Annotated in this window: 26 protein-coding genes and 1 riboswitch; of the genes, 13 read left to right on the top strand and 13 right to left on the bottom strand. The window is 59.9% G+C overall.

Going from position 1 to position 23,015, the window contains the following annotated elements:
- Positions 1 to 55: 55 nt before the first annotated feature.
- The 8 genes from ACO07T_RS00685 to ACO07T_RS00650 all read right to left on the bottom strand — a co-directional run bounded on the left by ACO07T_RS00685 (position 56) and on the right by ACO07T_RS00650 (position 6,605).
- Entirely contained in the window at positions 56 to 835 is a 780-nt protein-coding gene (locus tag ACO07T_RS00685; protein ID WP_422047833.1) for a hypothetical protein, read from the bottom strand.
- The gene (locus ACO07T_RS00680) at positions 835 to 1,569 is read right to left on the bottom strand and encodes an alpha/beta fold hydrolase (RefSeq protein WP_422047832.1); all 735 of its coding nucleotides are present in this window, start codon (positions 1,567 to 1,569) and stop codon (positions 835 to 837) included. The genes ACO07T_RS00685 and ACO07T_RS00680 overlap by 1 nt, the downstream gene beginning before the upstream one ends.
- Positions 1,562 to 2,350 carry a 3-oxoadipate enol-lactonase gene (pcaD, locus tag ACO07T_RS00675; protein ID WP_422047831.1) on the bottom strand — a complete coding sequence of 263 codons (789 nt, stop codon included), beginning with the start codon at positions 2,348 to 2,350 and terminating at the stop codon, positions 1,562 to 1,564. Before pcaD ends, ACO07T_RS00680 begins: the two co-directional genes overlap by 8 nt.
- Positions 2,351 to 2,355: 5 nt before the next feature.
- Positions 2,356 to 3,549 (bottom strand): endonuclease/exonuclease/phosphatase family protein, encoded by a 1,194-nt coding sequence (locus ACO07T_RS00670; protein ID WP_422047829.1) that lies wholly within the window; start codon positions 3,547 to 3,549, stop codon positions 2,356 to 2,358.
- Positions 3,546 to 4,025, bottom strand: a complete 480-nt coding sequence (locus tag ACO07T_RS00665; protein ID WP_422047828.1) for a macro domain-containing protein — start codon at positions 4,023 to 4,025, stop codon at positions 3,546 to 3,548. The genes ACO07T_RS00670 and ACO07T_RS00665 overlap by 4 nt, the downstream gene beginning before the upstream one ends.
- Positions 4,026 to 4,102: 77 nt before the next feature.
- Positions 4,103 to 5,077, bottom strand: a complete 975-nt coding sequence (locus tag ACO07T_RS00660) for a threonine ammonia-lyase (RefSeq protein ID WP_422047826.1) — start codon at positions 5,075 to 5,077, stop codon at positions 4,103 to 4,105.
- Positions 5,074 to 5,919 (bottom strand): alpha/beta fold hydrolase, encoded by an 846-nt coding sequence (locus ACO07T_RS00655; protein WP_422047825.1) that lies wholly within the window; start codon positions 5,917 to 5,919, stop codon positions 5,074 to 5,076. The genes ACO07T_RS00660 and ACO07T_RS00655 overlap by 4 nt, the downstream gene beginning before the upstream one ends.
- On the bottom strand, positions 5,919 to 6,605 hold the full coding sequence (locus ACO07T_RS00650; RefSeq protein ID WP_422047824.1) for a haloacid dehalogenase type II: 687 nt from the start codon (positions 6,603 to 6,605) through the stop codon (positions 5,919 to 5,921). The genes ACO07T_RS00655 and ACO07T_RS00650 overlap by 1 nt, the downstream gene beginning before the upstream one ends.
- Positions 6,606 to 6,745: 140 nt before the next feature.
- Between ACO07T_RS00650 and ACO07T_RS00645 the strand changes: the two genes are divergently transcribed.
- Positions 6,746 to 7,174, top strand: coding sequence for an FKBP-type peptidyl-prolyl cis-trans isomerase (locus ACO07T_RS00645; RefSeq protein WP_422047823.1), 429 nt, complete (start codon positions 6,746 to 6,748; stop codon positions 7,172 to 7,174).
- Between the two features lie 61 nt (positions 7,175 to 7,235).
- Here ACO07T_RS00645 and ACO07T_RS00640 read toward each other — a convergent pair whose 3' ends face one another.
- Positions 7,236 to 7,562, bottom strand: coding sequence for a hypothetical protein (locus ACO07T_RS00640; RefSeq protein WP_209061876.1), 327 nt, complete (start codon positions 7,560 to 7,562; stop codon positions 7,236 to 7,238).
- Between the two features lie 76 nt (positions 7,563 to 7,638).
- Here ACO07T_RS00640 and ACO07T_RS00635 point away from each other — a divergent pair, with 76 nt between their 5' ends.
- Together ACO07T_RS00635 and ACO07T_RS00630 are read left to right on the top strand one after the other, a co-directional pair.
- Positions 7,639 to 7,791, top strand: a complete 153-nt coding sequence (locus tag ACO07T_RS00635; protein ID WP_422047822.1) for a hypothetical protein — start codon at positions 7,639 to 7,641, stop codon at positions 7,789 to 7,791.
- An 18-nt stretch (positions 7,792 to 7,809) separates the two neighbouring features.
- Positions 7,810 to 8,865: an NAD(P)H-dependent flavin oxidoreductase gene (locus ACO07T_RS00630; RefSeq protein WP_422047821.1), complete on the top strand. Its 1,056-nt coding sequence runs from the start codon at positions 7,810 to 7,812 to the stop codon at positions 8,863 to 8,865.
- Here ACO07T_RS00630 and ACO07T_RS00625 read toward each other — a convergent pair.
- Together ACO07T_RS00625 and fabB are read right to left on the bottom strand one after the other, a co-directional pair.
- Entirely contained in the window at positions 8,862 to 9,653 is a 792-nt protein-coding gene (locus tag ACO07T_RS00625) for an enoyl-ACP reductase FabI (protein WP_422047820.1), read from the bottom strand. The two genes, ACO07T_RS00630 and ACO07T_RS00625, sit on opposite strands and share 4 nt — an antisense overlap.
- A 4-nt stretch (positions 9,654 to 9,657) precedes the next feature.
- On the bottom strand, positions 9,658 to 10,887 hold the full coding sequence (fabB, locus tag ACO07T_RS00620) for a beta-ketoacyl-ACP synthase I (protein ID WP_422047819.1): 1,230 nt from the start codon (positions 10,885 to 10,887) through the stop codon (positions 9,658 to 9,660).
- Between the two features lie 187 nt (positions 10,888 to 11,074).
- On the opposite strand from fabB, the gene ACO07T_RS00615 reads away from it, so the two are divergent.
- The gene (locus ACO07T_RS00615) at positions 11,075 to 12,556 is read left to right on the top strand and encodes an ATP-dependent nuclease (protein ID WP_422047818.1); all 1,482 of its coding nucleotides are present in this window, start codon (positions 11,075 to 11,077) and stop codon (positions 12,554 to 12,556) included.
- Between the two features lie 81 nt (positions 12,557 to 12,637).
- On the opposite strand, the gene fabA is transcribed toward ACO07T_RS00615, so the two are convergent.
- Positions 12,638 to 13,147, bottom strand: a complete 510-nt coding sequence (fabA, locus tag ACO07T_RS00610) for a bifunctional 3-hydroxydecanoyl-ACP dehydratase/trans-2-decenoyl-ACP isomerase (RefSeq protein ID WP_209061866.1) — start codon at positions 13,145 to 13,147, stop codon at positions 12,638 to 12,640.
- A gap of 190 nt (positions 13,148 to 13,337) precedes the next feature.
- On the opposite strand from fabA, the gene irrA reads away from it, so the two are divergent.
- Together irrA and ACO07T_RS00600 are read left to right on the top strand one after the other, a co-directional pair.
- Positions 13,338 to 13,784 carry an iron response transcriptional regulator IrrA gene (irrA, locus tag ACO07T_RS00605; RefSeq protein ID WP_247738676.1) on the top strand — a complete coding sequence of 149 codons (447 nt, stop codon included), beginning with the start codon at positions 13,338 to 13,340 and terminating at the stop codon, positions 13,782 to 13,784.
- A gap of 134 nt (positions 13,785 to 13,918) precedes the next feature.
- Positions 13,919 to 14,902: an NADPH:quinone reductase gene (locus ACO07T_RS00600; protein WP_422047817.1), complete on the top strand. Its 984-nt coding sequence runs from the start codon at positions 13,919 to 13,921 to the stop codon at positions 14,900 to 14,902.
- A 234-nt stretch (positions 14,903 to 15,136) separates the two neighbouring features.
- Here ACO07T_RS00600 and ACO07T_RS00595 read toward each other — a convergent pair whose 3' ends face one another.
- Positions 15,137 to 16,006 carry a hypothetical protein gene (locus ACO07T_RS00595; protein WP_422047815.1) on the bottom strand — a complete coding sequence of 290 codons (870 nt, stop codon included), beginning with the start codon at positions 16,004 to 16,006 and terminating at the stop codon, positions 15,137 to 15,139.
- A gap of 143 nt (positions 16,007 to 16,149) precedes the next feature.
- Here ACO07T_RS00595 and miaB point away from each other — a divergent pair, with 143 nt between their 5' ends.
- The 7 genes from miaB to lnt all read left to right on the top strand — a co-directional run bounded on the left by miaB (position 16,150) and on the right by lnt (position 22,927).
- Positions 16,150 to 17,490: a tRNA (N6-isopentenyl adenosine(37)-C2)-methylthiotransferase MiaB gene (gene miaB / locus ACO07T_RS00590; RefSeq protein WP_422047814.1), complete on the top strand. Its 1,341-nt coding sequence runs from the start codon at positions 16,150 to 16,152 to the stop codon at positions 17,488 to 17,490.
- Positions 17,491 to 17,793: 303 nt separating this feature from the next.
- Positions 17,794 to 18,300: an OmpA family protein gene (locus tag ACO07T_RS00585; RefSeq protein WP_422047813.1), complete on the top strand. Its 507-nt coding sequence runs from the start codon at positions 17,794 to 17,796 to the stop codon at positions 18,298 to 18,300.
- Positions 18,301 to 18,311: 11 nt separating this feature from the next.
- A complete protein-coding gene (locus ACO07T_RS00580) occupies positions 18,312 to 18,611 on the top strand; it encodes a hypothetical protein (protein ID WP_209061849.1) in 300 nt (99 codons plus the stop codon).
- Positions 18,612 to 18,851: 240 nt separating this feature from the next.
- On the top strand, positions 18,852 to 19,898 hold the full coding sequence (locus tag ACO07T_RS00575; RefSeq protein WP_422047812.1) for a PhoH family protein: 1,047 nt from the start codon (positions 18,852 to 18,854) through the stop codon (positions 19,896 to 19,898).
- 64 nt (positions 19,899 to 19,962) lie between these two features.
- Positions 19,963 to 20,469, top strand: a complete 507-nt coding sequence (gene ybeY, locus ACO07T_RS00570; RefSeq protein ID WP_422047811.1) for an rRNA maturation RNase YbeY — start codon at positions 19,963 to 19,965, stop codon at positions 20,467 to 20,469.
- 54 nt (positions 20,470 to 20,523) lie between these two features.
- Positions 20,524 to 21,420 (top strand): hemolysin family protein, encoded by an 897-nt coding sequence (locus ACO07T_RS00565; RefSeq protein WP_209061837.1) that lies wholly within the window; start codon positions 20,524 to 20,526, stop codon positions 21,418 to 21,420.
- Positions 21,413 to 22,927: an apolipoprotein N-acyltransferase gene (lnt, locus tag ACO07T_RS00560; protein ID WP_422047810.1), complete on the top strand. Its 1,515-nt coding sequence runs from the start codon at positions 21,413 to 21,415 to the stop codon at positions 22,925 to 22,927. Before ACO07T_RS00565 ends, lnt begins: the two co-directional genes overlap by 8 nt.
- 35 nt (positions 22,928 to 22,962) lie before the next feature.
- Positions 22,963 to 23,012: riboswitch (SAM-SAH riboswitch) on the top strand.
- The last annotated feature ends 3 nt before the right edge of the window (positions 23,013 to 23,015 follow it).

Below are 23,015 nucleotides of genomic sequence, written 5' to 3'. Positions count from 1 at the left end.
TTGGCGCGAGTGGGGTTTTTCTTACTCTTTCGGCCTTGGTGGCAATCCGTATGCGTCAGGTGTTGGGCGCGGCCATCAAGAGGAGCGACAGGCTGCCCAGAGCGATCTGCGGCAGGTGCAGGGCTTCGGCCATGGCGGCGTGGGGTTCAACCGCGCTGAGTTGCAGGGTGCCGTTGAGGGTTTGCACCTGTTGCAGTAGGGCTGCTGTGGCGGTGCAGTGGGGCATCTGAGTGGCGGCGGCCTGCGCGGCGGCAGTGAGCCATTGCGAAATGCTGCGGGTGCTCTGACGGACATCCCCAGTCGTCCCAAGGGAGAGGGCTTTGGCGATCTCACCACCGAGCTCTGTATCCTTGGCAAACGCCGCGTGGATGCTCTCTGCGCGCAGTGCGGGCAATTCCGCCAGGGCGGCGGCGGTTTGATTGGTCTCGGGCAGCGCCTTGAGGGCGGTTTCCGCGAGGCCCAACAGTTGGCGCAGGCGCAGCATCAGGGCGGTGTCGGCGATGTCCTGCGGGTCTGCGTTTTGACCGATGAAGCGGCTGTGCTCCGGCGCTTCCATGGCTTTGTCAAAGGCGGCCATCAACGCAGGCACGTAGGTTTGATCCGTGGCGAGACCATCAGACAGGCCTGCGGGGTCAACCTGCACCTCCATCGCGCTGCGGTGGATGAAAAAGCCGCTGTCTTCGGGGATGTCACTACGGGTGGCCTGAACCTTGGCCAAGGTGCCCAGCACCAGCAGGGCGGCGCGCAGCTCGGCGCTGTGGGTGAAAAGACGCCCGGCTTCCCCGACGGGGAAGCGTTTGGTGAACATCGGGCTATCAAAGACGGAAGCGGTCATCAGGAGGCTTTCAGAATGCGGTCGATCAGCGCGGCGAGCCCGGCTGGATCGGCGAAGAAGGGGGAGTGGCTTGTGGCCATCTCATAAACCTCCGCGCTTGGCCAGTCCTGCGTCATTGTGACCTGAAATTCCGGCGGGATGGTCTGGTCATCAAGGCAGCGGATGTAGCTGCGGGGCAGGGGGCGGTGGCCGTCGCCCAGCGTGATCGGATCGGATTGCGCGCGGATCGACTGGGGGCAGAGGTGTGCGTTGGCAAAATCCTCGGTGCCAGCGGGGCAGTCGTGATAGAAGGCCGCGCGGGTTTGGGCGGGATCAATGGTGTAGCTGAGGCCGTCCTCGGATTTGACCACGGCCTGCATCAGCGGCTGGCGCGGGGCTGCGCGGCGCATGTCGGCAAGGGCATGGCCATCCCACGGGGTGTAGGCACAGAGGTAGATCAGGCGCGCGATCTGTGCCGGCGCAATGTCGGCAGCGCGGGTGATCGGGAAACCGCCCCAGCTGTGCCCCAGCACCACGGTGTTCTCGCCAAGAGCATCCACAACAGCTTGCGCGCAGCTTTCCAGTGTCACCTCGGAAACGGGTGTTTGATCCTCGCCATGCGACGGCAGGTCGATGGCGCGGGGATGGTGGCCAAGCGCTTTGAGCGCGGGGATGAGGTCTCGCCAGCACCATGCGCCGTGGCAGGAGCCGTGTACCAGAAGAATGTCAGCGCCAGAGGTGGAGGTGTCAGACATGGCCGGTTTCTTTCATGAAGTCGGTGAGGAGCTGGGCGTATTCGACGGGCTTTTCCACGCAGGGCAGATGGCCTGCGCGGCGCAAAAGCGCCATGCGCGCGCCGGGGATCAGCTCGACGGTTTCGCGCACCAGATCAGGAGGCGTGGTTTTGTCCTCCGGCCCCGCGATACCAAGCGTTGGCAGGCGCAGCCCGGAGGTGGGCGTATAGAAGTCTGTGCCCTTTATGGCCGCGCAGCAGCCGATATAGCCCTCTGCCGGGGCGGCCGCCAACATCGCTTGCCAATGGGCCATCTCGGGACGTGCCTGAAAATCGCGGCCAAACCAGCGGGTCATGATCTCCGGCGCGATGGCGGCAAGCCCTTTGGTCTGAACCGCCTCGATGCGTTCATCCCACATCTTGGGGGAGCCGATCTTGGCGGCGGTATTGGAGAGCACCATGGCGCGCACCAGATCGAGCCGTTTGACCGCCAAACCCTGCGCAATCATGCCGCCGATGGAGAGGCCGACAACCAGCGCGTCTTTGACGTTCAGATGATCGAGCAGCGCCTCGGTGTCTTTTACCAATTGGCCCATGGCGTAGGGCGCGGGCGGCACGTCGGTCTGCCCATGGCCGCGCATGTCGGCGCGCAGGATGCGCAGACCGCTGGGCAGATGTTGCAGGACCGGATCCCAGAGCTGCAGCGTGCTGCCCAATGAGTTGATAAACACCACAGGCGCGCCGGTTGGGTCTCCTTCGTCGCGGTAGTGGATTTGAATGCCGTTGAGCGTGGCAAAAGGCATAGCTGTCAGTCCTTCAGGCGCATGTGGGCCATGATCTGCCCGTGATCAGACGCGAGCTTGTTGTAGGGCGCTTCGGCGTGGCTGCCATCGGTGAGATGGTCGTTCAGAACGCTGAAGTATTCCATATCGCCCAAGCGCTCGGGGTTGTCCGGGTGGAAATGGCGCGAAAGGTAGATTTGGTCAATGCTTTCATAGACCCCGCCAAAGGCTGTGGTGTAGACCATGTCGCGCAGGGATTTGCGGATGAAGAGCGCCTCGGCAGAGGTGAGGCGCACCGCACCAACGGCTTCCTGAATGGCATCGTTTTCGCCGCGCGTGTAGCGGTCGTTGGCGTGTTTGGCGTCATGGCGCAGCATCCAGCTGTAGTTTCGGAAGGGCACCTCGCCTGAGATGATTTCCGAGCTGACCGCATGCTCGCCGTCGTTGAAATCTCCGAGCACCATGACAGGGCGGCCAAGGTTCAACTCTTCGACAATGGCGCGGCGCAGCACCCAAGCCTCGGCCATGCGGCGCAGGCTGGCGCGGATCGCCCCCATGGCGCGGCCAAGCGGGTCATAGGTGGTGAGATCAGCCTCAGTGGCGGCACCGGTTTCGGGATCGCGCGGGAACTCGCCCAGCTTTGATTTGAGATGGCAGTTGAAGACGGTGATGATCTGATCGCCCACGGGAATGCGCGCCTTCAGGATCGGGCGTGAGGTGCGGGCGAGCGTGAAATGCCCAGCGTCGCCACCGCCCAAGGCCGCAAAAGGGATTTTGATCGGTTCGGCAAGTTCCTGAATGATCTCTGGTGGTTCCGCAAAGCCGAAGCGGGACAGGATGGCCACGCCCGGGCGGCGGTTGCCGGGTTCTCGCGTGTCATTCACGTTGGGGGCCACAAAGAGGCCCTCGGTGCCATAAGGCGTGTAGCCCAGTTTGCGGAAGATGGCTTTGCGGTGATAGCGCTTGGAGCGGTCGGGGATGACGGCCTCATTAGAGGCGGCCCCGATGCGGTCGGCCTCTGCCACCACATCGCGCAGCGCGCTTTCCTCAAAGATTTCCTGAAAGCCGATGATGTCGGCGTCCATGGAGAAAAGCTGGGAGGCGGTCCAGTCTTCTTTCCAGGCGTATTCCTCAGGCGTGTAGGATTGGAAGGTGTAGTATTCCTGATCCGGGCCGATGAGGTTTTTGACGTTGAAAGAGGCGATGGTGAATTGGGTCATTGAGCTACCTCTGGAACTGTGGTTCCCGGAAGGACAACAAGTGTGTGGTCCAGCCCCGAAAGCGCCTTGTCTATCGATGGAGCTATGATCGACCAGTCGCCACCTGCAAGGCCCGCCCCGATGAGGGGGTAGCCTATGCGGTGCCCCGCGAATTCAGAGGCAATACGCGCAAACACGTCGGCGACGGCTTCATAGCTGACGCGCGGCTGGGGGCCTCTGAAGTTGAACTGGGTGTAGGCGTTTACGATGTGGAAGCTGTGGTCTTGAAAAGCGACGTTGGCCACGGAGTAACTGCCGAGTTTTTCCCGACTGCCTTCGTCAGTTTTGCGGTCCGCGTTGAGTGCTTCTGGAAATTCGGCGGCGATGGCCTTGGCGATGCCAGCGCCCATCGTGCAGAAGCAATTGCAGCCATGTACCATAACATCGAACTGGCCGGATTTTGTTAGGGCAATCAGGTCGCCTTCGATCACTTGCATGGGCTGAAAATTCCTTTGTTCGCTATATAGTTTCTCAGATCGCGCCCAGCCCTTCGGGGCCGGGCGCGATCCTTTTGTTAGGCGTATTTGGCAAGAGCATCCGCGAACACATCCGCGTCCACATTGCCGCCGGTGCAGATGGCCACAACCGCGTCCCCTTCGATCTGATCGCCATGAAACAGCGCGGCGGCCAGGGCGACGGCGCCCCCCGGTTCCACGATGATTTTCAGGCGCTTGAAGGCAATTGCCATGGCGTGCAGGGCGTCGTCTTCGGTGACCACAAGGCCGGGGCCGCAGAGGCGGGACATGATCGGGAAGGTGATCTCGCCCGGGCTTGGCGTGATGATCGCGTCACAAAGCGAGCCGGAGAGGCGGGTGTTGCTTTCAATGTCGCCTGAGGCCAGCGAACGGGCCACATCGTCAAACTCTTCCGGCTCGGCGGTGCGCACGCGCATCTTAGGCGCTTCGGCCTCAAGCGCCAGCGCGATGCCAGAGGACAGTCCGCCGCCACCGCAACAGACCAGAACGTCGCCTGAGGTCACGCCCAGTTCCGCTGCCTGCTCTGCGATCTCAAGGCCGGTGGTGCCTTGACCGGCGATCACCTGCGGCTCGTCATAGGGGCGGATCAGGGTCAGGCCGCGCTCTTGGGCAATGGTGCCGCCAACCTCTTCGCGGTTCTCGCCGCCGGCGCGGTCATAAAGCACGACCTCGGCGCCAAGCGCGCGGGTGTTGTCGATTTTGAGCTGCGGCGCGTCTTTGGGCATGACAATCACGGCTGGCGCGTCATGAGCTGCCGCCGCCATCGCGACGCCTTGGGCGTGGTTGCCGGAGGAATAGGCGATGATGCCGCGTTTGCGGGTTGCCTCGTCCAAAGCGGAGACCGCCGACCAGCCGCCGCGAAACTTGAACGATCCGGTGTGCTGCAGGCATTCCGGTTTCACCAGAACGCGGCGGCCTGCGATCTCATCCAGAAAGGGTGAGGTCAGCATGGGGGTGCGCCGCGCGTGGCCGTTCAGGCGCTTCTGGGCGGCGCGGATCATGTCGATGTTCATTTGGTTTCACGCTCTTTGAGGTTGGCAATCCATTGGTGCAGCACCGCGAGGCTTTCCGGCTCGTCCAGAAACGGGACATGGGCGCGGTCTGGCACCTCTGCGAAGAGCATGGGCGCGCGGGCCTGCATCTCTTCAACGGTGTCGCGGCTGAGGATGTCGCTGTTTTCGCCGCGCAGCACCGCGAGGGGCAGGCCCGCGAGTTTGTCAAACTGGGGCCACATGTCGCTTGCGGGGGCTTTGGGATCAAACTCCGCCAACACGGCGTTGCGCAGTTTGGGGTCGTAGTTGATCGCGAGGCCCGTGTCTGTTTCGACAAAGTGGTGTTCGGCCTCTTCCGCCCAACGGCTGGCGGGGACGTTGTGAAAGCCGGGCAGGCGCTGGGCGAGGGCTTCGGCGGCTTCTGCGCGGGTTTTCCAGACCGGGTTGCGGCCAATGAAAACAAGGATGACCTCAAGCCCTTCGGTTTCAATCACCGGGCCGACGTCATTGAAACAGACGCCGGTGATGCGATGCGCGGCCATCTCCATGAGCAACAGCGCGATGAGGCCTCCGCGAGAGGTGCCAAGGATGGCAGTTTTCTCAAGGCCGAGATGGTCAAGCAGCTCCAGCGCGTCCTGGGCTTCGCGGGGCAGGCTGTAGGTGTTGAAATCCTCGGCCCAGTCCGACTGCCCACGGCCGCGGTAGTCCATACGGATCACACGGGCGTCGGACAGGTGCGGGAGGACGTAATCAAAATCGGTGGCGTTGCGGGTGAGGCCGGAGAGGCAAAGCACTGCGGGGCCGTCGCCGCCGGTGTCGTCAAAGTAGATCGACAGGCCATCAGACGTGGTAAAGTGGGGCATCAGGCGCTCGCAAGATCGGGGATGGTGGTCAGGTCAGACAGGATGTGGGCCGGTTGCCAGGGCAGGCGGTCCACCGGTTCGCCCGCGCGGTTGACCCAGGCGGTGGTGAAACCGTAGCCGGTGGCGCAGCCTGCGTCCCAGCCATTGGAGGAGACAAAGAGCACCTCGTCTTTGGCGCAGTTAAACCGTTTGCCAACAAGGTCATAGACGGAGGCGGCGGGCTTGAAGATGCCCACGTCTTCGACGCTGAGCACATCATCCAAAAATTCGCCAACCTGCGCTGATTGCACCGCGCCGTTGAGCATATCGGGCGAGCCATTGGACAGGATTGCGGTGTTGAAACCGGCGGCCTTCAGTTTGGCCAGCATGGCGGGCACTTCGGGATAGGCAGAAAGCTCCCAATAAAGCGCCAGCAGACGCTCGCGCAGCTCTGCATCTCCCTGCAGGCCCGAGGCTTCCAACGCCCAGTCCAGACCGTTTTGGGTGACTTCCCAGAAATCGGTGTGGGCATCCGCCACGGCGCGCAGCCATGTGTATTGCAGCTGTTTGAGACGCCAGTTGTTTGCCACATCCATCCAATGCGCGGCAAAAGCCTCTCGTCCCGGTTCGCTTGCGGCTTCCCGCGCGGCGGCGGCGACGTCAAAAAGCGTTCCGTAAGCGTCAAAAACACAAGTTGTGATGGCCATGTGATCCTCCCATTTAAAGTGCAGACTGGCAGGTTTGACGCAGGGCGAAAAGGCCTGTTTGCCAATTAACACCAAGGTCTATAGGGTGCGCCTTTAAAGCCGACGCTTTGGTCGGGACATGCTGACAGATGGGACATTTTATGACCGCAGCGAAATCGGGCGACACCGTCCGCATCCACTACACTGGCACCCTGAGCGACGGGTCTGTTTTCGACAGCTCTGAAGGGCGCGACCCGCTGGAGTTCACCCTTGGCTCCGGACAGGTGATTGCGGGCTTTGACAGCGCCGTGGATGGCATGAGTGTGGGCGACAAGAAAGTCGCTGAGATCCCAGCGGATCAGGCCTATGGCCCGCGTAATGATGAGGCGGTGCAGGATGTGCCGCGCGAGCAGATCCCAGCGGAGATCCCGCTGGAAATCGGCCTGCAGCTGCAGATGCAATCCCCGACAGGTCAGGTTGTGCCTGTGACCGTGGTTGAGATCACCGAAGAGATCGTGAAGTTGGATGCCAACCACATGCTGGCGGGCAAAGATCTGACCTTTGCGATCGAGCTGGTCTCGATCAACTGAGCCTGCGCTCACCAGAATAAAGTGAAGAGCCCGTCTTTTATGGCGGGCTTTTTTTGTGGGCTCAGCGATGCAGGCAGGCGACGGAATTGGGCTCTTTCGCGGGGCAACACTGAAAATTGCCTTGCTGCGTCAGCGGCCCGCCTGCCTTGGCAGGACAAGAAGAGGCCCATTGCAGCTTGGACAAATTGGCATGGGCGATGCTTTCGGAAAACGGCTCTGACTTGCCGGTGGAGGAGGTGAGCAGCGCCCAGAACACGATGCCCAGACTGAGGCCGACAAACAGCGGCTCAAGCTTTTTCAAACGCGGGGTGTCGCTGAGGATATTCGCGGCCAGAAAGACCATGAATGCCACGCCAGTGATGGCCAATAAGAGTGTGTAAAGCTGCATTTTAAAGAACGTCCGGGCAAAGACAAAATGAAGCCCTCTATATTGCGCCCAAAACCGGGGTTCCAAGGGGGGCGCTATGCTGTTTGTGACGTTCCGTTATGTAAAATTTGAAAGGCTTTACACCTTGTCAAACGAGAGGGTGCGCACGGCGTTGTCGGCTGCGCCGTGTCAAAAGATCCGCACGGCGGCGTTTCTCGGGTTTTCTTTTGGTCGCGCTGCAGTAGCGTGAGTGCAAGGAGGAGTGCTCATGGATTTGGTCACGCGGTTGGGGCTTAAGTGGCCCCTATTTCAGGCCCCGATGGCGGGGGTGTCCACGCCGGAAATGGCGGCAGCGGTCAGCAATGCGGGCGGTTTGGGCGCGCTGGGGCTTGGCTCAGCCGGTGTAGAGGGCGCGCGCGCGATGCTGCGGCAGGCGCGGGCGCTGACGGGGCGCCCGATCAATGCCAATGTGTTCTGCCATGCGCCCGCTGTGCGCGATGCGGATGTGGAAGCGGCCTGGCTGGACGCGCTTGCGCCGACCTTTGCCAGATTTGGCGCCAAGCCACCGGACGCGCTGCATGAAATTTATCAGAGTTTTGCCGTGGATCGGGCCATGTGTGAGATGTTTCTGGAGGAAAAGCCTGGCGTGGTGAGCCTACACTTCGGTCTGCCGGAGGTGGGTTGGATCAAAGAGCTGCAGGCGGCGGGCAATCTTGTTTTCGCCAGCGCCACCAGTGTGGCTGAGGCCTTGGCCTGTCAGGCGGCAGGCGTGGATGCGGTGGTGGCGCAGGGCATCGAGGCGGGTGGGCACCGGGGCGTGTTTGATCCGGATGCGGAAGATGCGGCGTTGCCAACGCTGGCGCTTGTGCGGCTGTTGGCAGAGGCCGTGGATGTTCCGGTCATTGCCGCTGGCGGGCTGATGGATGGCACGGATGTGGCGCGGGCCTTGGCGGCGGGCGCCTCTGTGGCGCAGCTTGGCACTGCGTTTCTGGACAGCGCGGAATCCGCGGCGGATTCGGGATACCGTGCAGCGCTTAAGGATGAGGCATTGCGGCCTTCGGTGCTGACACCGGTGCTGTCAGGGCGTCCGGCGCGGTGTTTGCAGAACAAATATGTGGCGTTGGGGGAGCAGCTTGGCGCACGTCTGCCGGATTATCCGGTGGCCTATGATGTGGCCAAAGCGCTGAATGCGGCGGCGAAATCGGCGGGCGAAGCGGGCTTTGGCGCGCAATGGGCCGGTGCCGGTGTGGCTCGGGTGCGCCAAGGCGGTGCCGCAGAGATCCTTCAGGCCATTGGCGCGGAGCTGGAGGCGGCCTCGGCCTAGAGGTTTTCCGTCAGCGGCATGCCCAGCACGTGGAAGCCGCCATCCACGCGCAGCACTTCGCCGGTGGTACAGGCCCCCGCGTCGGAGGCCAGATAGACGGCGGTGCCGCCCACGGCATCAAGCGTTGCGTTGGCGCGCAAAGGGGCGTTCTGCTCGGCATGTTTGAAGGTGGCACGTGCACCGCCGATCGCGGCCCCAGCCAGGGTTTTCATCGGCCCCGGCGAGATCGCGTTGACGCGAATGCCGTCAGGGCCGAGATCATTGGCGAGATAGCGCGTGGCGCTTTCAAGGGCAGCTTTGGCGACGCCCATGACGTTGTAGAATGGGGTCACGCGGTTTGCGCCCTGATAGGTCAGGGTCAGAATGGTGCCGCCGTTTTTCGCCATCATCGGATGGGTGCGGCGGGCGACTTCGATCAGGGAATAGCAGGAAATATCCAGCGAATTCTTGAAGTTGCCCCGCGTGGTGTCAACAAAGCGTCCGGTCAGCTCGTTGCGGTCTGAATAGGCAATCGCATGCACCACAAAGTCGATGGTGGGCCATGCGTCTGCCAATGAGGCAAATGCCGCATCAAGTGAGGCATCATCGGTCACATCCACGTCGAGCAGCAGATCGCTGCCGACACTTTCGACAAGCGGTTTGACCCGCTTGCCAAAGGCGTTGCCTTGGTAGGTGAAGGCGAGCTCGGCTCCGGCCTCATGCATGGCGCGGGCGATGCCCCATGCAATCGAGCGCTCGTTTGCGACGCCCATAATCAGGCCGCGCTTGCCCGCCAGAACACCTGTCATGGCGTTACCCTTTGTATTTACTGAGAACCATGGAGCCGTTGGTGCCGCCAAAGCCGAAGCTGTTGGTCATCACGCTATCAAGGCCCGCGTTCTCCACCAAAGAGGTTGCCACTTCGCCCGGCTCGATGCCGGTGGCCAGTGTGTCCACGTTGATCGACGGGGCGATGAAATCCTGATCGAGCATCAGAAGGCAGAAGATTGCCTCCAGCGCGCCTGCCGCGCCCTGTGCGTGGCCGGTCATGGATTTGGTGGAGGAGATCGGTGGCACATTGCCTGCGCCAAACACGCGGCGCGCAGCCTCAACCTCACCCACATCCCCCACAGGCGTGGAGGTGCCGTGGGCGTTGATATAATCCACTTTGCGCCCCTCAGGCAGGGTCGACAGCGCCAGACGCATGGCGCGCTCGCCGCCTTCGCCGGATGGGGCCACCATGTCATGGCCATCAGAGGTCGCGGCAAAGCCGGTGACTTCGGCGTAGATTTTTGCGCCACGGGCCAGTGCGTGCTCCAGATCCTCAAGCACCACAATGCCGCCGCCGCCGGAGATCACAAAGCCGTCGCGGTCCTCGTCAAAGGCGCGGGAGGCTTTTTCCGGGGTGTCGTTGTACTTGCTGCTCATCGCGCCCATGGCGTCAAACAGGCAGGACAGGGTCCAATCGAGCTCTTCGCCGCCACCGGCAAACATCACGTCCTGCTTGCCCATCATGATCTGCTCTGCGGCGTTGCCGATGCAGTGCAGCGAGGTCGAGCAGGCCGAGGTGATGGAGTAGTTGATGCCTTTGATCTTAAAGGCGGTGGCGAGGTTCGCCGAAATGGTCGAGCTCATGCATTTTGGCACGGCAAAAGGCCCGATGCGCTTGGTCGCGCCGGTTTTCTCCACGGTCTGGTGCGCAACCAGCATGGAAGAGGTCGAAGGGCCACCGGAGCCTGCCACAAGGCCGGTGCGCTCGTTCACAACCTGCTCTTCGGCGAGGCCGGAATCGGCAATCGCTTGGCTCATGGCGATATGGGCGTAAGCGGCACCGGGGCCCATGAAGCGCAGGGTGCGCTTGTCCACATGTTCCTTGGGGTCGATGTCAATATGACCGGCGATCTGGCTGCGGAAGCCATGCTCAGACATTTCCGGGCTGGCAGAGATGCCAGATTTGCCTGCTTTCAGCGAGGCGGTGACTTCTTCGGCATTGGTGCCGATCGAGGAAACGATACCCAGTCCGGTAACGACGACGCGACGCATGTGCGCTCTCCCTTAGTTTGCTGGCGTCTATGTAGGGGATTTGTGCAGGCAGGCGCAAGGTGGGTTGGGGTGGGAGGTAAGGCACGGTTGCGCGCTACTCGAGCCGTATTAACAATGAAATGCATCTCTGGGTTGCGTTTTAGTGCGGTGGTGCCTAATCAGGCGTGCAGAAATACTGGGGATTGCGATGTTGAACAAAACGATTGAGATACGAAATGTAAAAAGTGTTTCCAGCTTGAGGTTTGAGATGCCTCCTCCAGGCACTTGGTTGCTGACTGGACAAAACGGCGCTGGTAAAACAACGCTGTTGGCTTGCTTGGATCGTCTTGGAAACAGGCTGGCTTTTCCTCAACACTTTATGACGTCAAGAGTATCTGATCGCTTAGATTCATTTTCAAAATCTAAAGTATCTTTCTCGATCAATGAGGAAACAGTGACTTACTCTTATTCAGGTGTCAGGTGGATGCCTAAGCCTAAGAATAAGGCAAAGATTGTTGCTGGCTTTGGATATGCAGGAGTACTTTATGTCGGCGCAAATGCAGAGCGAGTGACACCTAAACCAGAAGACTTTGAACCGAAAAAAATACATTCTGTCCCTCAGCCCATCAAAGATGCGGCTAACCGGATCTTTGACACTAAAAAGTTTGACCAACTACGAAAGGTTAATGTGACGCGAGGGAATAATCAGGCTTTTGTATTTAGGGTTGGGGCCAGCTACTATTCAGAAAAGAATTTCAGCTTAGGAGAGCTTTGCACCTTAAAATTGATTTTAAAGGTTCAGCACATGCCTGCAAATAGTCTAATCGTCGTCGATGAGCTAGAAATGGCTTTGCATCCATCAGCACAGGTACGACTCTTTCAATACTTGGATCAGGTTGGCAGTCAAGCTGGCCATACAATTATCTTTTCAACTCATTCGGTGAGTTTGATTAAATCTGTTGATCGTAAACAGATTTTATATCTGAGAAGAGAAGGTGACGGTGTCATCGTGGAAAAGGAGCCATACCTTTCTGCGGTTCTGGGTGGGTTGGCATTCGTTGAGGAAAAGTCCGCAGATACAGTGATTTATGTTGAGGACTATATGGCAGAACTGGCAACCCGAACGCTTGTCCGTTTGGTGGCAGCGGAGAGGCTGAAGCATAAACAGAACTCGCGGCCCAAAGTCGAAGTTGTGCCCATAGGTGGTTTCGCTCAAGTCGTGGCTTTTCTCAAAAGGCATGACGCATTGCATCGCGCAAGCGTGAAGAGCTATGCATTGCTCGACCTTGATGTTAAGGATGAAACAGTTTCTGGATGGGAAGCTGAGAACAATCATATCAAACTTGCATGGTTTCAAGAGTACGAAAATCGGATCGAGTATCTCCCTTGGACACCCGAAAAGGGGATCGTAGATTTGTACCTAAGACCTGAAAATCAGTTGCTCGAATTTCTGCGCTCCAATCTCGATGACGCGCAACTCAGTTTTCCGCCAAAAGCCGGAGAAATTAAACTCTCAGCCAACCGAAAAGAATGTAAAAATTGGGTCCGTGAGGTGGTTGAATATTGGAGTGAACACTTTGCTATCGAGCCGAATAGGTCAAGGGAGGCGTTGTGCGCAGCGATTGCTACGACTTATTTTGAGGAGCATCGGTCTGCGGCGCTCTCAAAGATCTCTCCGCTGATTTCATGAAATAATTAATGTGTCGATCTTTTCACCCAACAAAAAAAGGCCCCTTGGGGCCTCTTCCTTATCTTCACATGTCGCTGAAGATCAGCTCTCGCTGAGCGCGACTTTCATGTCTTTCACTTCGTAGATCACTTCGCCGTCGGCTTCGACGATGCCATCCGCAACACCCATGGTCAGGCGGCGGGTTTGGACGGCTTTGGTGAAGTCGATCTTATAGGTCAGCATCTTGCGGTCCGGGCGCACCATGCCTTTGAGTTTCACTTCGCCCACACCCAGCGCGTAGCCGCGGCCGGTCCAGCCGCGCCAGCCGAGGTTGAAGCCGGTCAGCTGCCACAGGCCATCAAGACCGAGACAGCCGGGCATGATCGGGTTGTTTGGGAAGTGGCAGTCAAAGAACCAGAGGTCGGGCGTGATGTCGAATTCTGCCAGAATGTGGCCTTTGCCATGGGCGCCGCCGTCGCTGGAAACCTCGGTGATGCGGTCCATCATCAGCATGGGCGGGGCAGGGAGCTGTGCGTTGCCGGGACCAAAGAGCTCGCCACGGGCGCATTTCAGCAGATCGTCTTTGTCAAAGCTCGTTGGGTAGTCGGCCATTCTGGGAGTCCCTTGTCCATCTATCTTGATTTGGACCCCTCTAGCACTTGCTCCTATGCTCCTGCAAGGCGGCTCTCGTGCCGCAAAAGAAGCACTTTGGAGGTGCGACATCTGGTGTTGCGACTCATTTTCAATTGAAACTGCCCCTAAGGCTGCGTTAAACATGACGCGCACAAGCAGGATTTGACCCATGAGCACGACAGACGGCACACAGGCACATATCTCCGATGACCCCACCCGCGTGGGGACAAAGTGGCTGGCCTCCGGTGGTCTGCGCCCGACCCGGCAGCGGGTGGCGTTGGCGGCGTTGTTGGTGGGCGATGGCAATGACCGGCATGTGACGGCCGAAAGCCTTTATGCCTCGGTGCAGGATTCGGGGGATCGCGTGTCTCTGGCGACGGTCTACAACACCCTGCGCGCGTTCTGTGATGCGGGGCTGATGCAGGAAATCACCGTGGATGGCGCCAAAAGCTATTTTGACACCAACACCGGCGATCACCCGCATTTCTTCTGGGAAGATGACCGTATTCTGACCGACGCGCCCTCTGAAGAGCTGAAGATCGCGCGCCTACCCGATGCGCCTGAAGGTGCTGAGATCTCCAAGATCGACGTGGTGATCCGCCTGCGCCGCACCTGAGCGACGACCCAGCCAAGTTCCTTTTTCCTATTGTGACGTGGCGACGCGCGGCGACGCCCTGTGATTGTGCGCGGCTGTGGCCTGTGACAGCATGAGTGCGGCTCAGATTGGGGCGGACCACGAAGGAGAGGGCAATGAAGGCAGTGACTTGGCGCAGGTTTGGCGCAGCGCAGGATGTTTTGCAGGTTGAGGATTTGCTCAAGCCGACCCCGGCAGAGGGCGAGGTTCTGGTGCGCGTGGCGTTTTCCGGTGCGAATCCCTCGGATGCCAAGGCGCGCAGCGGCACACGTCCGGGTGTGACCAAGCCGCCCTTTGAGGTCATTGTGCCCCACAGCGACGGCTCCGGCGTGATCGAGGCGGTGGGCGCGGGCGTGGATGCGGCCCGCGTGGGCGAGCGGGTCTGGATCTGGAATGGCCAGTGGCAACGCCCTTTTGGCACCTGCGCGGATTATGTCGCCTTGCCAGCCGATCAAGCAGTGGCTTTGCCGGATTGTGTCTCCCTTGAAGTTGGGGCGGTGCTGGGCATTCCCGGGCTGACGGCGGCGCAGACGGTGTTTGGGGGCGGGGATGTCACGGGGCAGACGGTGCTGGTGGCTGGCGGCGGTGGCGCTGTGGGTTACCTGGCGGTGCAGCTTGCGGTTTGGGGCGGGGCCACGGTGATTGCCACTTGCGGCGCGCGCGATGTGGATCGGGTCCGGGCAGCAGGGGCAAGCCATGTGTTTGACTACGCGAGCCCGACATTGGCGGAGGATATTCTGGCGGCCAGCGGCGGGGGCGTGGACCGTGCTGTGGAGGTGGAGCTGGGGCCAAACCTGCCGCTGCTTGCAGAAGTTATGAAGCCGCTTAGCACCATTGCGGCTTATGGATCGGCAAAGGACATGGCGCCTGAGATGCCTTTTGGCCCAATGCTGTTCAAAGCGCTGAAGCTTGACATCACCCTGATTTATATTCTGCCAAAAGCGGCCCGCGATGCGGCGATTGCCCGCCTGCATGAGGCGCTGGAGGCGGGGGCGCTGACCTTGGAGGCTCCGAACGTCTTTGCGCCAGAAGAGGCGGGGCGCGCGCATGATCTGGTCGAAGCGGGCGGACGCAAAGGTGCGGTTTTGGTGGGGTTCTAGTGCATCGCTCAACAAATCTGAAACGGCTGTATCCGGTCACATAGGCCAGCCCCCGGCCCTGGGTGGGGGTGAAGCCCCCTCCCTTGGGGAGGGTCGGGGTCTGGTCGGCTTTGCCTCCTGAGCATTGGTTGAGACCGTGTGATCCACGATTTCAGGACGATGCTCTAAGTCAATTCTCTGGTGGGGCGATTGTGGCTGGCGACAGGCCTCCTAAAGCCCTCAGAACGCTTATCCCTAAAACCACTGCCCCGGTTCCATCAGGCCGAGGTCGAGCAATTGGCGGGAGTGCCACTCAAAGCGCACGGAGTTGTGCCAGCTGAATTGTTGAATGTCGAAAGTTGAGCCGGGGTTGGACTTCAGCGCCTTGGCGGTGCGGAAGGAGCAGACGGCGGCGGTCAGGTTGTTGTGCCACGGGCAGGCGTAGGTGTTGTATTCCTGATCGTTGAAGGTGAAATCCTCGTTCAGGATCAGGTCCGGCTTGCTGCGGAAGATCGAAATCCGGTCGATTTTACGGCGGTTGGCGGGGATATGCTCCTCAAAGCGCCAGCGCAGGCCGCCAAAGAAATCGAGTTGCCGCTCTCTGGGATGGTTGTGGTTGTCGGCATCCAGCCGTGCCAGCGCGTAGTAGCCGGAGCGGTCCAGCTGTGCGGTGTCCAGCGCCACAGCGTTTGGCGTCTGGTAGAGGTCGGCGGCATAGAGATCGATCACATAGGTGAGCATCGCGTCGCGGCGCTCCTCGGTGTGAAAGGTCAGCATTTCGCCAATGCCGCGCGTTTCACAGAACGGGAAGAACAGATACTCGGCGTTAAAGCAGTAGTAGATCCAGATGTCCGGCGCGGCCTTGGTGATCGCATTGACCGTCTCGCGCATCGGCGGGCCGGAGGGTCTGTCCATGGTCACACGCTGACAGCGGTCCACAAGATCCGTTGCCATCTCAAAAGACGCGGGCATGAAGGCGATGACGGCTTTGAAACCGAGCGACAGATGGTGGCGCAGGGTGCTGTCCACCTCCACGTCATCTTCGGCAAAGATCAGCGCCACCGGCCCCTTGGCGAGATGCTCTTGGCCGGTTTGCAGGAACTGCTCCAGCGAGTCGTATGTCATACGCTGCCCCACATGCGATTTTTGCCCGTTCTTTCATACTCTTGTTTCCGTCAAAATCAGGTAAAAGCCTCCGCATTGCAAGCACCCCTCATTTTGATGTAGGGAAACGCCTTGAAACCGCGAGACGCGACAGGATGTGAGCCATGGCCGAGAACACTGCAGCTGAGAAAAAGAAGCTCTTCATCAAGACCTACGGGTGTCAGATGAATGTTTATGACAGCGAGCGGATGGCCGAAGCCATGGGCGGCGCGGGCTATGAGACCACCGACAGCGCGGATGATGCGGATATGATCCTGCTCAACACCTGTCACATCCGGGAAAAGGCAGCCGAGAAGGTCTATTCCGAGTTGGGCCGCTTCAAGGGGCTGAAGGCGGAAAAGCCCAACCTGAAGATCGGCGTGGCGGGCTGTGTGGCCCAAGCTGAGGGCGAAGAGATCATGCGCCGCCAGCCGTTGGTGGATCTGGTTGTGGGGCCGCAGGCCTATCACCGCCTGCCGGAGATGGAGGCCAAAACCCAAGAGGGGGTGAAGGCGCTCGACACGGATTTCCCGGAAGAAGACAAATTCGAAAAGCTCAAAGGCCGCTCCAAAGCCAAGCGCGCGCCCACTGCGTTTCTGACCGTGCAGGAAGGCTGTGACAAATTCTGTGCCTTCTGCGTGGTGCCTTACACCCGTGGGGCCGAAGTGAGCCGCCCTGTGGATCGCGTGCTGACCGAGGCGCGTGATCTGGTGGAGCGCGGGGTGCGTGAGATCACTCTCCTGGGGCAGAATGTGAATGCCTATCATGGCGCCTATGGCGGCGGCGATATGACCCTCGCGGGGCTGATCTGGGAGCTCGATAAGATCGACGGGCTGGAGCGCATCCGCTTCACCACTTCCCACCCCAACGACATGATGGATGACCTGATCGAGGCCCATGGCACCTGCGAAAAACTGATGCCTTACCTGCACTTGCCGGTGCAATCAGGCTCCAACAAGATCCTCAAACGTATGAACCGCAGCCATGACCGTGACAGCTATTTGCGGCTGATCGAGCGCATTCGTGCGGCACGGCCGGACCTGCTGTTGTCTGGTGATTTTATCGTTGGCTTCCCGGAAGAGACCGAAGAGGATTTTCAGGACACCATGGATTTGATCAAAGAGGTCAAATACGGGCAGGCCTACAGCTTCAAATATTCCACACGTCCGGGCACCCCGGCAGCAGAACGTCCGCTGGTGGACGAGGCCGAGGCCAACGACCGTCTTCAGCGCCTGCAGGCCCTGCTTGGCACCCAGCAGCGTGAAATTCAGGACGGCATGGTGGGGCGTGAAGTGAGCGTGCTTTATGAAAAGCCCGGTCGCCTTGAGGGGCAGATGGTGGGCAAGTCCGACTATCTGCACGCAGTCTATGTGCAGGACCCCAAGGGCCGGGTTGGGGACATCAAACGCGTGAGAATCGTTGAGAGCAGTGCGAACTCGCTTGGTGCGGTGCTGCTGAGCGATTGATCGCGCTCTGGAAACATTTCCATACACGGTAAAATATTGGTCACGGCGTCTCATATCGGGTGGGGCGCCGTCGTCACATTCTGACCATATTTTTGTGATCTGCGCCCGAAAATGCTGCATTTTTTCTTCACTTAGGGGGCTTTTCACGGCATCTTAAGCTAATTGTGAAAGCCTTGATTTAGAACGTGTTTCAACTGAACCGGGGCCTTCGGGGGATATGGAGAGGTAATCGCAGTGGCGAAAAATTCCAAAAATATGGCGCGGGCAATTATGACAAGCGCGGCAGCTGCCTGTGTTGCGCTTATGTCTATTGCTGAACCCGCCGTCGCGCAGAACCAGCGCACCGTCTTGGGGCAGCGCTATGTGCCCACCGTCTGGGTTGATCCGGATGGCTGTGAGCACTGGGTGATGGACGATGGCGTTGAAGGCTACATGACCCCCCACGTGAACCGTCAGGGCATTCCGGTCTGCCGCCGGGGCAATGTCTGTGGCGTGATGAACTCTGACCAGTTCTTTGCCACCGACAAACATTACATCAACGCGGCCAACCGGCAGCGTCTGGCGGAATTCTTCCAGAATGCGACCGCTTCCGCCTTCATCATCACCGGTCACACCGACAGCCGGGCGAGCGATTCCTACAACATGCGCCTGAGCTACAACCGCGCCAATGCGGTGGCCAAAGTGGCCCGTCAGAGCGGTGTACGCGTTGCGGATGTGCGCGGTTATGGCGAGCGCCAGCCTCGTGCCACCAACAGCACTTCGGCGGGTCAGGCGGAAAACCGTCGCGTCGAAATCATCTGCCTGCGCTAAGGGGAGCGAATATGAAACTGATCAAAGGTGTTCTCCTTCTTGGGCTGGCCGCGAGCGTGTCTGCCTGTGTGGAGCCAAAAATTGACAAGACCGTGGACAATGGCCGCGACTCCGGCCACCTGAGCAACCTTGTTGCCGGTGTCTGGGTGGATCCAAACGGCTGTGACCACTGGATCATTGATGACGGTGTGGAGGGCTATCTGTCCCAGCGTCTTGACCCCTATGGCAAGCCGGTGTGCTCCGGTGCAGCCCCTCCCGGCGTGGCGACCGGGCCTTATAAAGAAGGCTCCGGCTTTGGCGATTGGATCTGATCCCAGCAAGCTGACATAGTGAAATGGAGCGCCGTCTGCGGATTGCAGGCGGCGTTTTCTTTTTGCGCGAGGAGGTTGGCATCGGCATTGGCAGGTGGTGACACAGCGAGGCCAAGTGGTTGCGTTTGGGATTTCAGCGCCTGTGCTGAAATTTGCCTGCGTCATGGAAAATTCATTGGCCTGCGCTTGCACGTGGCCGCGCAACTTGGCACGATAAAGACAGACCCTTCGCTACAGGAGATGTTATTGCCCACCGGCACCAAGTCCCAACCGCTCGCCGCCACCGCACCCAAGCCAACTTCGGTGGAGTTCCCAGACAACCGTTTGTTGATCGAACTCTGCGGTGAATATGATCGCAATCTCGCAGACATTGAGCAAAAGCTTGGGGTGCAGATCCTGCGCCGGGGCAATCAGCTTGATATTCATGGCGAAGAACCTGCCCAGGCAGAGGCCGTTGAGGTGCTGACCGGGCTCTACACACGTCTTGAGAGCGGAAAATCCGTGGATCCCGGCGATATTGACCGTGAGATTCGCATGGGGCCGTCTGAGGCGGAAACCGGCGCGCGTGATGGCGACCAGCTGGAGATGTTCAAAGGTGGCCCTGTTGAGATCAAGACCCGCAAAAAGCTGATTGAGCCGCGCACAGACGCACAAAAAGCCTATGTGCTGTCGCTGTTTAACAATGAGCTGGCCTTTGGCATTGGCCCGGCGGGCACCGGCAAAACCTACCTCGCCGTGGCTGTGGGCGTGAGCATGTTTATCTCCGGTCAAGTGGACCGGATCATCCTGTCCCGGCCCGCTGTGGAAGCCGGTGAGAAGCTCGGCTATCTGCCTGGGGACATGAAAGACAAAGTCGACCCCTACATGCAGCCGCTTTACGATGCGCTGAATGATTTTCTGCCCGGCAAACAGCTCGCCAAGCTGATTGAGGAAAAGAAGATTGAAATCGCGCCATTGGCGTTTATGCGGGGGCGCACGCTGTCTAATGCTTTTGTGGTGCTGGATGAGGCGCAGAACGCAACCACCATGCAGATGAAGATGTTCCTCACCCGTCTGGGCGAAGGCTCGCGCATGGTGATCACCGGCGACCGCAGCCAAATCGACCTGCCGCGCGGCGTGCCGTCCGGTCTGAAAGATGCGGAGCGTCTGCTCAAAGGCATTCCCAACATCAGCTTCAACTATTTCACGGCTGACGACGTGGTGCGCCATCCGCTGGTCGCGGCCATCATCAAGGCCTATGACGCCGATGCGGTGCGCGCTTTGGCGGAAAAAGAAAAGAAAGCATGAGCGTTTCTCATTCGGAAAATATCCACGGGGGTGCGGGGGCAGTCAGCCCCCGTGCGACGCCTGCATGCTGACCGACACGATCCTGGAAGATCCGCGGTGGGACACGCTCGATTTTGAAACCCTTGCCGAAACCGCCGCGCACGCGACCCTTGCGCATCTTGCGCTCAAGGCAGAGGATTTCGAGATTGCCGTTCTGGCCTGTGATGATGCGCGCATTGCGGTTTTGAACGCGGATTTTCGCGATAAGGACAAAGCCACCAATGTGCTGAGCTGGCCAAGTGAGGAACGCGGCGCAGAAGATGACGGGGCAGATCCGCTGCCACCGGAACAGAGCCTGCCGGGCATGCCGGAGGAGCTTGGCGACATTGCGATCTCCTATGACACCTGCCTGAAAGAGGCGGATGCGGCGGGCAAATCGCTGGCCGATCACTGCACGCATCTTGTGGTTCATGGCGTGTTACATCTTTTGGGCTATGATCACATTCGTGACAAAGATGCCACTTTGATGGAAGGTCACGAGGTGGCCATACTTGGCAAACTGGGTCTGCCGGACCCATATGACGACACTTAAGGGGCAGAAAGCCTCCAGACACAGACCAATGACACCGATCATCGGAAAGGACAGATGGGCGACAGTATAGACGGGTCTTCTAACGCAGCGCCCCGCGCGCAGCCGGAAGGCCAGAGAACCGCGTCAAAAGGCTGGCTTGGCCGCCTCTTTGGCTCAAATGACACCGCAGAACCTGGTGCAGAGCGCCCGGTCGCCCCCTTGGCACCTGCTGGGCAGGTGCATGGCATGGTCAACCTGCGCCGCATGCGCGTTGAGGATGTGGCCGTTCCCAAGGCAGATATCATCGCGGTGCCCAACACCATCACTAAGGCCGAGTTGGTGCAGCTGTTTCGCGACAGCGGCCTGACGCGCCTGCCGGTTTATGACAACACGCTGGACACGCCGGTGGGCTTTGTCCACCTGAAGGACTTTGCCCTGCGCCACGGCTTTAACGGCAATGGCGACGGCGATTTTGACGTGACCCGCGTGTTGCGCCCGCTGCTGTTTGTGCCGCCTTCGATGACCATTGGCGTGCTGCTCACCAAGATGCAGACCGAGCGGCGGCATATGGCGTTGGTGATTGATGAATATGGCGGTGTGGATGGCCTGGTGACCATCGAAGACCTGATTGAACAGGTGATTGGCGACATCGAGGACGAACATGACATCGAGGAGGCGGACCTTTTTGTCGAGGAAAAGCCCGGATGTTATCTGGCGCTTGCCAAAACCCCGCTGGAGGATTTTGAGGCTGCCATCGGCCGCTCGCTGACCCACCACGAAGAGGTGGATCGCGAAGAGATCGACACATTGGGCGGGCTGGTCTTTATGCTGTCTGGCCATGTACCCGCGCGCGGCGAGGTTGTGGAAAGCCCTGACGGTGTGGAGTTTGAGGTGGTGGACGCGGATCCGCGCCGGATCAAACGCCTGAGGGTCTTTGTGCCAAGCCCGTCGGTGGTTGTGCAGGATGGCTGATATCAACAGCTCGGAGGGGCGGCGCGGCTGGCGCGCAGTGCCCTTCCGAATTGCGGCGGGCGGGGCCATGCTGGGCTCCATGGCCGGACTGGGCCATCCGCCCTTTGATCTGTGGTGGGCAACCCTTCTGGCTTTCGCGGCGGTCTTTTACCTGCTGCATGAAGTGCAGCGCGGGCGGGAGACCGTCTGGCTTGGGCTGGGATTTGGCACCGGTTACTTCGCCATGTCCCTGCATTGGATCGTCGAGCCGTTTTTTGTCGACCCATTGCGCCACGGCTGGATGGCGCCCTTTGCCATTGTCTTTATGGCGGTGGGCCTGAGCCTGTTTTGGAGCGCGGCCTTTTGGCTGGCCAAGCGGTTGCACCCTTCGGGCTGGCCGGTTGTGCTGACACTGACCGGGGCGGAGCTGTTGCGGGCCTATGTGTTGACGGGCTTTCCTTGGGGGATGCCGTCTTATGCGCTGGTGGACCGGCTGGCAGGGCAAGGCGCGGCCTTTGTGGGGCCGCATGGGCTGAACCTCATGTTGTTTGCTGTGAGCCTGGCGCTGGGGCTGGCGGCGGTGGCGGCGCGCGGGCGTTTGCCGTTGGCGGCGCTGGGCGTGAGCGGCGCGGTGGCCTTGGCCTGGCCGATGGCTCCGGCAGAGCCTGTGGCGCAAACGGCGCAGCCTGTGGTGCGTCTGGTGCAACCCAATGCGCCGCAGCATCAGAAATGGGATCCGGAATACACCGGCCTTTTCTTTGAGCGGCTGGTGCGCGCCACCGCAGCGGGGGAGAACCGCCCTGATCTGATCGTCTGGCCGGAAACAGCGGTGCCGGTTCTTTTGAACTACGCTGAGGAGACGTTGCAGATCATCAGCCGGTCGGCTGCAGGTGTGCCGGTCGTGCTGGGCATCAATCGTTTTGAAGGCACGCGCATCCACAACGCTGCGATCTTGCTGGATGGCACTGGCGAGGTTGCCGCCACCTACGACAAACATCACCTTGTGCCCTTTGGCGAATATATCCCGCTTGGCAATCTGATGGCGCGCATTGGCATTACCGGTTTTGCAAGCCGCAGCGGGGACGGGTTCTCGCCTGGGCCGGGGCCTGCGCTGATGGATCTGGGGGCGCTGGGCAAGGCGCTGATGCTGATCTGTTATGAGGCGGTCTTTCCGCAGGATGTATTTAACGCACCGGAGCGCCCCTCATTCATTCTGCATCTGACCAATGATGCGTGGTTTGGCTCTTTCTCCGGCCCGTTTCAGCATCTCGCGCAGGCTCGAATGCGAGCAATTGAAAGCGGCTTGCCGGTGCTGCGCGCAGCCAACACGGGTGTTAGTGCCGCAATTGATGCTCAGGGGCGCGTTTTGCAGGCGCTGGAGCTCAATACCGAGGGGTATCTGGATGTTGCCTTGCCCGCGCCGCGCCCACGCACGGTTTATGCGCGCAGCGGGGATTGGCCGATCATTGCAGTGGTGTTCTTGCTGCTATGCGCGACAAGCTTAAGCCTGTGGCGTAAAAGCAATTGACCTGACATTTTTGCTCGGGTAGGGCGGAACACACTTTGTCGTCACAACGGCTTCCTGACGTGGCGATCGACTTTCTAATGGAGCACTT

It is taken from the genome of Shimia sp. (assembly GCF_965227725.1).
In the GTDB taxonomy this organism is placed as follows: domain Bacteria; phylum Pseudomonadota; class Alphaproteobacteria; order Rhodobacterales; family Rhodobacteraceae; genus Shimia.
This window is presented reverse-complemented; position numbering and strand designations above follow the sequence as displayed.

Coding starts and splice junctions, on each gene's coding strand:
- ACO07T_RS00670 (WP_422047829.1), bottom strand. CDS start 3,549: ATGACCCAATTCACCATCGCCTCTTTCAACGTCAAAAACCTCATCGGC.
- ACO07T_RS00565 (WP_209061837.1), top strand. CDS start 20,524: ATGGGCGACAGTATAGACGGGTCTTCTAACGCAGCGCCCCGCGCGCAG.
- ACO07T_RS00655 (WP_422047825.1), bottom strand. CDS start 5,919: ATGCCCCACTTTACCACGTCTGATGGCCTGTCGATCTACTTTGACGAC.
- fabB (WP_422047819.1), bottom strand. CDS start 10,887: ATGCGTCGCGTCGTCGTTACCGGACTGGGTATCGTTTCCTCGATCGGC.
- ACO07T_RS00625 (WP_422047820.1), bottom strand. CDS start 9,653: ATGACAGGTGTTCTGGCGGGCAAGCGCGGCCTGATTATGGGCGTCGCA.
- ACO07T_RS00665 (WP_422047828.1), bottom strand. CDS start 4,025: ATGCAAGTGATCGAAGGCGACCTGATTGCCCTAACAAAATCCGGCCAG.
- ACO07T_RS00680 (WP_422047832.1), bottom strand. CDS start 1,569: ATGTCTGACACCTCCACCTCTGGCGCTGACATTCTTCTGGTACACGGC.
- ACO07T_RS00640 (WP_209061876.1), bottom strand. CDS start 7,562: ATGCAGCTTTACACACTCTTATTGGCCATCACTGGCGTGGCATTCATG.
- ACO07T_RS00580 (WP_209061849.1), top strand. CDS start 18,312: ATGAAACTGATCAAAGGTGTTCTCCTTCTTGGGCTGGCCGCGAGCGTG.
- ACO07T_RS00600 (WP_422047817.1), top strand. CDS start 13,919: ATGAAGGCAGTGACTTGGCGCAGGTTTGGCGCAGCGCAGGATGTTTTG.
- ACO07T_RS00635 (WP_422047822.1), top strand. CDS start 7,639: ATGCTGTTTGTGACGTTCCGTTATGTAAAATTTGAAAGGCTTTACACC.
- pcaD (WP_422047831.1), bottom strand. CDS start 2,350: ATGCCTTTTGCCACGCTCAACGGCATTCAAATCCACTACCGCGACGAA.
- ACO07T_RS00660 (WP_422047826.1), bottom strand. CDS start 5,077: ATGAACATCGACATGATCCGCGCCGCCCAGAAGCGCCTGAACGGCCAC.
- fabA (WP_209061866.1), bottom strand. CDS start 13,147: ATGGCCGACTACCCAACGAGCTTTGACAAAGACGATCTGCTGAAATGC.
- ACO07T_RS00650 (WP_422047824.1), bottom strand. CDS start 6,605: ATGGCCATCACAACTTGTGTTTTTGACGCTTACGGAACGCTTTTTGAC.
- ACO07T_RS00585 (WP_422047813.1), top strand. CDS start 17,794: ATGTCTATTGCTGAACCCGCCGTCGCGCAGAACCAGCGCACCGTCTTG.
- ACO07T_RS00685 (WP_422047833.1), bottom strand. CDS start 835: ATGACCGCTTCCGTCTTTGATAGCCCGATGTTCACCAAACGCTTCCCC.
- ACO07T_RS00630 (WP_422047821.1), top strand. CDS start 7,810: ATGGATTTGGTCACGCGGTTGGGGCTTAAGTGGCCCCTATTTCAGGCC.
- ACO07T_RS00575 (WP_422047812.1), top strand. CDS start 18,852: ATGTTATTGCCCACCGGCACCAAGTCCCAACCGCTCGCCGCCACCGCA.
- ACO07T_RS00595 (WP_422047815.1), bottom strand. CDS start 16,006: ATGACATACGACTCGCTGGAGCAGTTCCTGCAAACCGGCCAAGAGCAT.
- miaB (WP_422047814.1), top strand. CDS start 16,150: ATGGCCGAGAACACTGCAGCTGAGAAAAAGAAGCTCTTCATCAAGACC.
- lnt (WP_422047810.1), top strand. CDS start 21,413: ATGGCTGATATCAACAGCTCGGAGGGGCGGCGCGGCTGGCGCGCAGTG.
- ACO07T_RS00615 (WP_422047818.1), top strand. CDS start 11,075: ATGTTGAACAAAACGATTGAGATACGAAATGTAAAAAGTGTTTCCAGC.
- ybeY (WP_422047811.1), top strand. CDS start 19,963: ATGCTGACCGACACGATCCTGGAAGATCCGCGGTGGGACACGCTCGAT.
- irrA (WP_247738676.1), top strand. CDS start 13,338: ATGAGCACGACAGACGGCACACAGGCACATATCTCCGATGACCCCACC.
- ACO07T_RS00645 (WP_422047823.1), top strand. CDS start 6,746: ATGACCGCAGCGAAATCGGGCGACACCGTCCGCATCCACTACACTGGC.